This is a genomic window from Streptococcus sp. A22, assembly GCF_043674215.1.
Taxonomy (GTDB): domain Bacteria; phylum Bacillota; class Bacilli; order Lactobacillales; family Streptococcaceae; genus Streptococcus; species Streptococcus suis_V.
This window is the reverse complement of sequence record NZ_JBIMJQ010000002.1, coordinates 140,381-150,512: the sequence shown is the minus strand read 5'-3', so window position 1 is coordinate 150,512 and position 10,132 is coordinate 140,381. Positions and strand designations below refer to the sequence as shown.

The window sequence follows — 10,132 nt, the reverse complement described above, 5'->3', positions numbered from 1 at the left end:
CATCGTCATTCCTCCTGCTATCTTTTTCTATTATTCTACCTTATTTGATAGTAGATTTAAAACTTTGCAACAGAACCGTGGAGATGTATCAGGCCAACTTGACCAACAATGACCGACTCTATGATTCCAGAAACGACCGCCAGCAAATCAAGCAGACCAAAATTCATGCTCATCACTTGATTCAGTCCTTTTCTCCTGAAGACAAGCTGACACCAGAGGAAATCAATCGCATTGGCTACGAAACCATCACGGAACTGACAGGAGGCAACTTTCGTTTCATCGTCACGACTCACACAGACAAGGACCATATTCATAACCATATTCTGATAAATTCCATTGACCTCAATTCTGACAAGAAGCTCAAGTGGGACTATGCCCAGGAGAGGAATCTTCGCCTGATTTCTGACCGCATAGCCAAGGAAGCAGGAGCAAAAATCATCCCCCCTAATCGTTACTCGCATGAGAAGTTTGAGACCTATCGCAGAACCAATCACAAGTTTGAACTCAAGCAGCGACTTTGCTTTCTCATGGAAAATAGCAGGAGCTTTGAAGATTTTTTGGCCAAGGCTCCTGCTCTAAACTTGCAAATTGATTTTTCAAGAAAGCACGCTCGCTTTCTCATGACCGACCGAAACATGAAACAGGTCATTCGTGGCGATCAACTCAACAAACGTCAGCCCTATACCGAGGATTATTTTTGGGAACAGCTTGCCAAACGAGCCATTGAGCAACGACTGGATTTCCTCTTGCCCAGAGCACGTGACCTGTCTCATCTTTTGGAAATAGCAGAGAAGTTAAATCTGAAAATCTCCCCAAAGAAAAAGCATGTGACCTTTACCTTGATTGAGGACGGTCGAACCATTTCCATTGAGAATAAAAAGGTCAGCATCAAACACCTCTACGATGTCCAATTCTTTGAGGATTACTTTGACCAAAAAGAACTCCTGCCAGACCCTGACTTGACTAACCTGGTCTCAGACTTTGAAACCTACCAAGAAGAGCAGGATAAGGACAAACTCCCTAGTGAGGAGCTTCTAGCAGCCTACAAGGAGTTCAAGGAGAAGCGAGATAAGATTCAGGAATTTGAAGTGACCTTGGCTGAACACCAGATTGATAAGTTAGTCAAGGATGGTCTTTTTGTCAGAATCAATTATGGTGTCAAAAAAGACGGCTTGATTTTCATACCAAACCGCAACTTAGATATTCATGAGAGCGAACAAGGCAAGTCTTATCATGTTTTTATCCGAGAAACCGCCCAGTTTTTCATCTACAATAAAGAGAACTCTGACCTCAATCGCTACATGCGAGGGCGGGAGTTAATCCGCCAACTCACTCATGACAGTAAGCATATCCCTAAACGCAGACGACCGACCATTACCAGCCTTAAAGAGAAAATTGCAGAGCTCAATCTTCTTATTGAATTAGACATCAACAACAAATCTTATCAGGAAGTCAAAGACGAGTTAATCAAGGACATCGCCCAGATGGATTTGACCATCACGGAGTTGCAGGATAAAGTCGCTCATCTTAATAAAGTAGCAGAAGTCCTTCTCAATCTTAACAACTCCGACCCAGAAAACAGACGGTTAGCTAAGTATGATTATGCCAGTATGAACCTGACTGCAACTATAACCATAGAGCATGTTGAGCTAGAGATAGAAACTTATCAAAAGCAGCTAAGTAAGTCAATAGATGATTATGGATATCTATTCAGGAGGTTGGAAAAGTTTGTAAAAATCTTAAATGGTATGGGTTTAGATAATGAAAAAATAAGATTAGAGTTATTTTAAAATATCAAAAAGGTTTATTATGAGTAACTAATTTTATTCACTCTTACGAAGTTTAAAGTCAGCAATGCAATATCTCTCTGTTTAAAAATCAAATAAAAAGAAAAATGTCAATAATACTTATAGTATTATTGACAAGCAATGCTACAGAATTTTGACTTAAAGATAGTTAAACAGGGAAAACAACGGTCTTATGACCTGAGTATTTTTGTTCGTGAGCGTAAGCAAACTTAGCTGCACCACCATAGGTTAGATGCCAACCACTTTCCCAACCTGTAGTTTTACACTTCCATTGGAAACCTACACCACCAATAACATTAGAAGCTTCGTTTAAAGTAAGTTTTTTCATAGCTATTAACCTCCAAAAATAAAATACATTTGAAAATAAGTCAAAATTCCGAGTAGTTACTTTTCCTCTTTTATGATATAATAATTATGAAAAAATTGCAACTGATAACAGGTTATAATAGCATTTATTTTTAATTTTTGAAAGGAATTTGACTTATGAGAAAGTATTTATCATGTTTAATTAAAATTTTTACTATTTTAACCTATATACTTTGCTTTACTTGTTTATATATATATTTGCATTATTACAATGTTCTAACAAAAAATGAAAATGAAACAAAAAATCTTGTAACTATCGAAATGAAAAATCCTGATGCTGAGGAGATCCAGTCGGGTACTTCATTCAGATATCCAACTAAAAGTGAATATGAGCAAATTTCGAAATTAGAGCAGGTTGAGGATTACGAACTTAATCAAAAAGACATTTTGCTGACAGATATGTTTAAAAATGTTTATGATGATAACCCAATGGGAATTTTTAATTTGAAAGGTGTTGATAAAGCAGTCTTTTTTGATTTGAAATTCAATAATATAGACTTGGTAGATGGGCGTACTTTCAGCACTAAAGAAGTAGATAGTGGTATAGATAATACAATTATTATCAATGATATATTTGCAAAAGAAAATGGCATAAAAGTAAATGATGAGTTTCTAATAGATTCGATTATCTCAATCAATAATGAAGAAAAGAGGGTGCCTTTTACTTTTAAAGTTATAGGAATTTTTAAAAGTAAGGCTGAGGCTGGAAATATTAACTATAGTGAGAAGGAATTTAAGAGGATAATGACTGAGATTTCTAGTCATAGTCATGACGAAGGAACTGAACACGGTCATAGACATGACGAAGGAACTGAACACGACCATAGTCATAGTCACGACGAAGGGTCTGAGCAAGTACATACTGATAGTCGTACAGTAGGTAGTGAGAATTGGGTAGAAAATGAACAATCTCTTTTAGGATATGAGTCGTCACAAATCCAATCCTTACAACTATTTTTGATAAAGGAGGAACTGAATACTTTTTATGTGACTAATAAAACTTTAGAAAGATATAGAGAACATATATATGTTAATTCTTTTTCTGATGTTAATTCTTTTTCTGATGTTGATTCGATCTCGGTAGATTATCTTGCTAGCTATGAGTTGAAAAATTTTAATGGTAGGGAAACTTTTGTTAATCAAGTAAATAATATATTACCTGATTATTTTTATCCATTAACCGCAAGTGACTCACTCAAGCTATGGTTTCAAAATTCAATTAAAAATAAAAAAGTATATTTGATGATTAGCGTTATCACATTAGCAATAATTATTATACTGACATATCAAAAAATAAGTACACTAATTGAAAAGAATATTGATTATATAAATTATTTAATTCTATCAGGTGTTGAAAATGGCCAGCTAAAAATTGAAATTTTGAAAATGTATGCAAAAAAGGATGTAGTAATTTATATGTTAGTTGTTTTATTGTCTCCTAAATTGGCTATGTATATAATTTCTAAGGACTTTGTTTTTAAGTACTTGTACCCTAATGTCTATCAAAATATTCATCAACTTACGCGACATAATATAATTCTGAATATATCTAATACGGCTAGTATGTATATTCGTTATGCTTCAATAGCTACGTCGATAATATTGTTACTTATTTTGCTGTCATATCTATTTTTAAATCATCATACTGAAAGAAAATATCGGCTAGGAGGGGGTTAATGGTCAGTATCAAATTACAAAATATAAATTTTGAGGATAGCAATATCTTTTTGTCGGATGTAGATTTTTCTGAAAATCTATTAAATTGTGTTTTGTCACAGGATAAAGGGATTTTAGAGGATTTTTTTAAAACATTATTATTGCTTGATTCATCTAATGTTGAAAGCTATACTATTAATAATCTTGATAGTTCTTTATTTTCCTACCAAAATATTAGAAAAGAATTAATTACTGTATTATATGGTGATAGTTTTAAATTTTCTCAAACTATGGTAGACGATTATTTTAGTAAGATATGTACGGATAGCAACCGTGAATTATCTTGGAATACGAGAGAATTTCTAGAGGAGATATCATGTTTAGATATTATGGCTGCCCCTTTATTAGATTCAACTTTATTTACTAAAAAGTGTTCAGAACTGTCATTTTTTGATAAAATTTTTATTAAAGTATTTGAAAGTACTATCAAACAATCTAAGCTATTTATTGTTTTTATTGATGATATCGAACTTAATGAAATACAAATTAACCAATGTGGTAATATTTTAGAAGAATACTTATTGCCTGACTGTTGTATTGTAATATTAAGTCGGAATACATTTTGGGCCAACAGAGCTGATAATACTATAAAAATATGAGGAAGCGATATGTGGAAGTTGAAAAAGTATGCAGGTGTTTTGCAATATAATCAAGAGGATTGTGGAGCAGCGTCGATAGCAACTATTTTAAAATATTTTAAAAGACCAGTTCCCATAAGCAACTTAAAACTCTTAATGAATTATAGTAAGGATGGAGCAAGTGCAAGTGACATAGTTAAAGTTGCTCAACTATATGGATTGAACGGGGAGGTTTTGTCTGGAACTTTTTCAGAATTAAAAAAAGAAATTAATGATAGTCAGATAAAATTACCTGCTATACTACACATAGTGGAGGATACGGGACAGGGGCACTTTATTGTACTTTGGAAATTGAAGAAGGATTTTCTATTTTGTTTTGATCCTAAAATAGGAAACCAAAGAATCCAAGATACGGAATTTATGAAAAAGTGGACTGGTGTTATTATTGTATTCGAAGAAGGCGAGGAAACGTTCCAAAAATCAAATGCAGGAAAAGCTCAATATCATGGAAAATATTTTAAATTTTTATTTGATAAAAGGTTAGTTTTTAAAATAATAGTTTTTTCTATATTAGCCTCTGCTATGTCTATATTGAATTCACTTTTTTTAAGAACAATTATAGATGAATACGTGATGAATTTCTTTAATTCTAATGTTACTGCTCAATATGGAAGTAAGTTATTGACTATAGCGTTTTTGCTCCTTCTTATTTTTTATATTTCACAATCATCTATCTTTTTGATACGTGACCTAGCAACTACAAAGTTATCAAATCAAGTGAGTAACAAGTTTTCAATAATGTACATGAAAAAAATATTAGATATCTCGCAACTGGATTTTGAGAGATTTGAAATTGGAGAATTATTAACAAGATTCGAGAACCTTCAACAATTACAAAGGCTATCAGTTAATATTATTTTAATTTTTTTTAATGAAATATTGTCGTTTATCTTTAGTGTTTTCTTCCTATTTCGAATTAGCACCTCAATGACAATGAGTGTAATTCTGCTATCTGTCTTTTATCTTATATTATTTATCACCACAATTCCGAAGCTTGAATATAGTATAAAAAAGTACTTTTCCTTATACTCTTCAACCCTTACAAATGTTACGAATATCCTTCGTGGAAAGCAAGTATTGAGAACTCTCAATAAGGAGAGATGGCACTCTTTAAGGTTTCTGAAAATGATGAGAGAAGCTAATCTTCAAATATATAAAATAGGGGTGTTTAGGTCTTATCTCGATGCAGCAGCAAATTTACTTGATGCAATAGGGAATGGACTAATACTTTGGCAAGGGATTATTTTAGTGGTAAACAATCACTTAACTCTTGGGGAGTTGGTTGCTTTTCAATCGCTAATTATTTTATATATGGCTCCTATAAAGAATTTTGCAGCATTGCAAAGTGATTTCCAAAATATAAAAGTTATTTTTCAGCGTTTAGATGATTTGTTTGAAATGAAAAATTCTAACAAACTTTATATTACAGAGAGACCGTTAGCAGAAAGTGAGCCTCTTTCAATTGTAATAGAGAATGCTTCGTTTTCAATTTTTAATAAAGAAATATTAAAGAACATAAATTTGGAAATCCATCCGGGAGAGAAGGTACAAATTAGAGGTGACAATGGAAGTGGAAAAAGTACAATTCTGAAAATAATTAGTGGAATTTATCCAATCAAAAGTGGGAAAATATCTCTTGGTGGGATATCTTATAATTTGATTGATACTCAGGATCTCTACAGCAAATTACAGTATGTTGGGCAAGATTCGTATTTTATCGAAGGAAGTGTACTGGACAACATTTTAATGGGTAATGGTAATAAGGAGGAGACAAATAGTAAAATATTTGAATATCTAAGTATATTAGGTATTAATAGTAGTTTAGATAAGGAACAGTTTCTATCGCAGCGGATCAGAGAAGATGAGAATACTTTGTCAAGCGGTGACAAGCAGAGAGTAGAACTTATTCGTTCTTTAATATTAAAACCCAAAATTTTAGTTATTGATGAAGGAATGGTACATCTTGATTTTGATTCTAGAAATAGGTTATTGGATAATTTGTTATCGGATACAGAGTTAACGTTAGTATATGTTTCGCATGAAAATAATAATAGAGTCTTTAATAAAGAATATATAATAGAGAATGGTACAGTGACGCAAAAATAATAAAGGTGGTTTTATGAAACTAAATCTTGAAAATATTTCAAAAAAATATGATAAAAAAATGATATTAAAAGATATTTCTATCGAATTAACCAATGGTGTTTATGGCTTATTGGGAGCAAATGGTACAGGAAAAACAACATTGATGAAAATAATAACTAATTTAATTTCACCAACTAGTGGGAAAGTTTTGTTTGATAATAAGAATATCTCAGATAACCAAGAAGAATTTTATTCAAAGTTGGGATTTTTACCCCAAGACTTCACTTACTATCCTGAATTTACTGGTTTAAGATTTTTGAAATATTTAGCAACTTTAAAAGGACTGCAACAAAAGGAGATTGAAAAAAAGTCATTAGAATTACTTAAAAAAGTTGGTCTTGAAGAAGTCATGAACAATAAAATTAAGAGTTATTCTGGAGGCATGAAACAAAGGTTAGGAATTGCTCAAGCATTAATAAACGAACCAGAGATACTTATCCTTGATGAGCCTACTGTGGGACTAGATCCTAAAGAACGTGTTAAGTTCAGAAATTTACTAAGTTCTCTTGCTGAAAACAAAATAATCTTGCTATCTACTCACATAGTGTCAGATATTGAATACATTGCAGATGAGATATTAATTTTAAAAAATGGGATAATTGAGAATAAAGGGACTCCGAAAGATTTAATTCAAAAAATTAAAAATCAAGTTTGGTATTTAGAACTTGAAACTCAGGAACTAAAATATTATATGGATAATTTCATTGTTTCAAATCAAAAGCACATAGAAGATAGTGGACTTCATGGTCTAAGGCTTATATCAAATAGTAAACCAGCTGATAAAGCAAAATTAGTAGAACCAAATCTAGAAGATTTATATTTAAGTTATTTTGGAAAGGCATAAAATGATTAGATTAATTAAATTTGAAGTTAGTAAAATTTTGAATAAAAAAACTACCCTAGGAGCGCTGGGTGCAATCATTATTATCTTATTTGGCATATTCTATATTGGTTTCCATTACTCACATCTTGGACTTGTTAATCGAAATAATAGCGATAAAGGTTACCCAGATATATATTGGGAAAAATCTTACAAATTTGAAGGTGAATTGACTGATGAGAATATTTCTGAATTACTGTCTGACTATATTACTGATTATCAGAATCTTCCAGTTAAAGATAGACCTTTTGACTTGTATTCTTCTAATATTGCCGATGTCTTTTTTTCAAGTGATCAAGAAGATGTGTATATCAGAATGAATGATGCAATGGAAAAAGGGGAGTTAGTTACCATAAATGATTTGAAAATAAATAAAATATCAGAAGTAGGTTTTACTCATTTTACAGAGCCATTGAAAATGGGAAGTTATATAACATGGTCTGATTTATATAAAGTTGTCGGAGTAATATTTGTCTTTGCTTCTATCGTTGCCATTTTAATCAGTTCAAAAATCTTTTCTGGAGATACGTCTATAAATATAGACAGTCTTTTGACAACTACTAAGTTTGGAAAAACATTACTACCTTGTGCCAAGATAATTACAGGCGTAACCTTGTCAGTCGGTTTTTATTGGATGTTACAGTTAATAACTTGCATTGCTTTTTATTTTTATAATAGAGGGTGGTCTGGTTGGGACACAAGTATACAATATAATTTTGTTCTGCAAACATTTTCTTTCCTGTCCAACTTAAATAACCTTCAAATATTATTATTACAGTTTATTTTCTATACCTTTTCTGTTATTGCAATTTCTTCAGTTACGTTATTGGTATCAGCACTGAATAAATCTACTGTCGTTTCATTAGTAATTAGTGTTGGGCTCTTTTTACTTCCACTAGCTATGACTCAAATATTTAGAGAGGGGTTATTAAATCATTTTTTGTATATACTACCAATTAATAACTACAGTATTGAGAACTTTTTAACAATTTTTGATAAAGGTAATATTTTGCTTCCATTTTCTTTTCAGATTAACATAATGGTAATTTGTTTTATATTTTTTAGTTTTTCAATATTAATTAATAAAGTAACCTCTAAAAAAATAAAAGGCTTATAAAGTGGAATTTATTGACTTTAGCAGATAAATAAGGGGCTAAAGTCAAAATATATAATGAATCTACTCTTCTTATAGTTGATAGTGAAATTCACTAAAACTATAGGAGAGTTTTTATATGTTAAAATAAAATTGCAACTTGTTAAGAACATATTTCAAGTATTGTAAATGATAAAAAGGTAGCTATAATTTTAAAAGTAAGCGTCCAATAACAAGGTATCTGTAAAAGAAGTAATTCTGTAAGCGTCCAATAACAAGGTATCTGTAAAAGAAGTAATTCTTCCCTTATACTGTTAGTAGAAAACAGAAAGGGAGGATTTTTCTATGCCTCAATCTATTGTTCCCTTGGGGACACCACAATCCCGTCGTTTTGAAAAGAAGCGACAAAACGACCTGCTACTGAAAATCAGACTCGTTAAAGTTGAAGTCAGTTTCTTTCAGGCTTTAACACCTGAACAACTAGAATCTCTTTTAGAAAAGATACTTGCTTATGACTATAAAACTCAATGATTTAGGTCAGGTCTATCTGGTTTGTGGGAAAACTGATATGAGACAGGGTATTGATTCACTAGCCTATCTTGTTAAAAGTCAATTTGATTTAGATCCTTTCTCAGGTCAAGTCTTCCTCTTTTGTGGAGGGCGTAAAGATCGCTTTAAGGCACTCTACTGGGATGGGCAAGGTTTCTGGCTGCTCTATAAGCGTTTCGAGAATGGCAAACTGACTTGGCCAAACACTGAAAATGAGGTCAAAGCCCTGACTTCTGATCAAGTGGACTGGCTCATGAAGGGATTCTCCATCTCTCCCAAAATAAATGTTTCAAAAAGTCGTGATTTCTATTGAAATCATGGCTCTCTTTTGTTTTAATAACAGTATAGAAATCAAAGGAGATGAGAGATGGAAGAGCTACTTGCCATAATCAAACAACAAGCCACTACAATTGAAGTCATGTCCAATGAACTTGCCCTTCTCCGCGAACAAGTAGCTTATCTCACTCAAAAACTCTACGGAAAATCATCGGAGAAACTACCTCAAATGAGTGGGCAATTAAGTTTGTTTGAGGAGGATGGTCTCTCAGAAGAAGAATCTGACTTACCCAGTTAAAACTGAAGTCATTACTTACAAACGCAAGAAGGTTAAAGGGAAACGTCTGGCAGATTTAGACCAGCTTCCTCAAGTCGACCAGCATCATGAACTGTTAGAAGAAGACTGTGTTTGCCAGGACTGCTCCTCACCCCTAAAGGAGATTGGTAGTCAGCGTATTCGTCGTGAAGTTGTCTTTATTCCAGCAACTTTGGAGTGTGTTAATCATATCCAGCACAGTTATAAGTGTCTCACCTGCAGTCAAAAGAGTCCTGTAGACAAAATCATTAAAGCTGATTTACCTAAGCCAGCTCTTAATCATAGTTTAGGTTCAAGCTCAGTGATTGCCCATGTTATTTATCAAAAACTGTAACAGAAAGTCCC

General features: G+C 32.5%; 11 protein-coding genes. 10 read left to right on the top strand and 1 reads right to left on the bottom strand.

What is annotated here, in order from left to right; genetic code table 11:
- Nucleotides 1–1,790: SAG1250 family conjugative relaxase (locus tag ACHBHN_RS01535; RefSeq protein WP_394733516.1), on the top strand; the 1,790-nt coding region annotated here is incomplete at its 5' end.
- A 166-nt stretch (nt 1,791–1,956) separates the two neighbouring features.
- Here ACHBHN_RS01535 and ACHBHN_RS01530 read toward each other — a convergent pair.
- A complete protein-coding gene (locus ACHBHN_RS01530; RefSeq protein ID WP_394733515.1) occupies nt 1,957–2,136 on the bottom strand; it encodes a hypothetical protein in 180 nt (59 codons plus the stop codon).
- 155 nt (nt 2,137–2,291) lie between these two features.
- Between ACHBHN_RS01530 and ACHBHN_RS01525 the strand changes: the two genes are divergently transcribed.
- From ACHBHN_RS01525 to ACHBHN_RS01485, 9 genes are all read left to right on the top strand, one after another.
- Nucleotides 2,292–3,851 carry a hypothetical protein gene (locus tag ACHBHN_RS01525; RefSeq protein WP_394733514.1) on the top strand — a complete coding sequence of 520 codons (1,560 nt, stop codon included), beginning with the start codon at nt 2,292–2,294 and terminating at the stop codon, nt 3,849–3,851.
- Nucleotides 3,851–4,489, top strand: coding sequence for a hypothetical protein (locus ACHBHN_RS01520; protein WP_394733513.1), 639 nt, complete (start codon nt 3,851–3,853; stop codon nt 4,487–4,489). Before ACHBHN_RS01525 ends, ACHBHN_RS01520 begins: the two co-directional genes overlap by 1 nt.
- A 9-nt stretch (nt 4,490–4,498) precedes the next feature.
- Nucleotides 4,499–6,634: a peptidase domain-containing ABC transporter gene (locus tag ACHBHN_RS01515; protein ID WP_394733512.1), complete on the top strand. Its 2,136-nt coding sequence runs from the start codon at nt 4,499–4,501 to the stop codon at nt 6,632–6,634.
- Nucleotides 6,635–6,647: 13 nt separating this feature from the next.
- A complete protein-coding gene (locus ACHBHN_RS01510) occupies nt 6,648–7,517 on the top strand; it encodes an ABC transporter ATP-binding protein (protein ID WP_394733511.1) in 870 nt (289 codons plus the stop codon).
- A 1-nt stretch (nt 7,518) separates the two neighbouring features.
- The gene (locus ACHBHN_RS01505) at nt 7,519–8,670 is read left to right on the top strand and encodes a hypothetical protein (RefSeq protein ID WP_394733510.1); all 1,152 of its coding nucleotides are present in this window, start codon (nt 7,519–7,521) and stop codon (nt 8,668–8,670) included.
- 321 nt (nt 8,671–8,991) lie between these two features.
- Nucleotides 8,992–9,177, top strand: a complete 186-nt coding sequence (locus ACHBHN_RS01500; protein ID WP_394733508.1) for a hypothetical protein — start codon at nt 8,992–8,994, stop codon at nt 9,175–9,177.
- Nucleotides 9,158–9,508 carry an IS66 family insertion sequence element accessory protein TnpB gene (gene tnpB / locus ACHBHN_RS01495; protein ID WP_394733506.1) on the top strand — a complete coding sequence of 117 codons (351 nt, stop codon included), beginning with the start codon at nt 9,158–9,160 and terminating at the stop codon, nt 9,506–9,508. The genes ACHBHN_RS01500 and tnpB overlap by 20 nt, the downstream gene beginning before the upstream one ends.
- Before the next feature lie 54 nt (nt 9,509–9,562).
- Complete coding sequence (locus ACHBHN_RS01490; protein ID WP_394733505.1) at nt 9,563–9,769, top strand: transposase; 207 nt, start codon at nt 9,563–9,565, stop codon at nt 9,767–9,769.
- On the top strand, nt 9,732–10,121 hold the full coding sequence (locus ACHBHN_RS01485) for an IS66 family transposase zinc-finger binding domain-containing protein (protein ID WP_394733504.1): 390 nt from the start codon (nt 9,732–9,734) through the stop codon (nt 10,119–10,121). The genes ACHBHN_RS01490 and ACHBHN_RS01485 overlap by 38 nt, the downstream gene beginning before the upstream one ends.
- Nucleotides 10,122–10,132 lie beyond the last annotated feature (11 nt).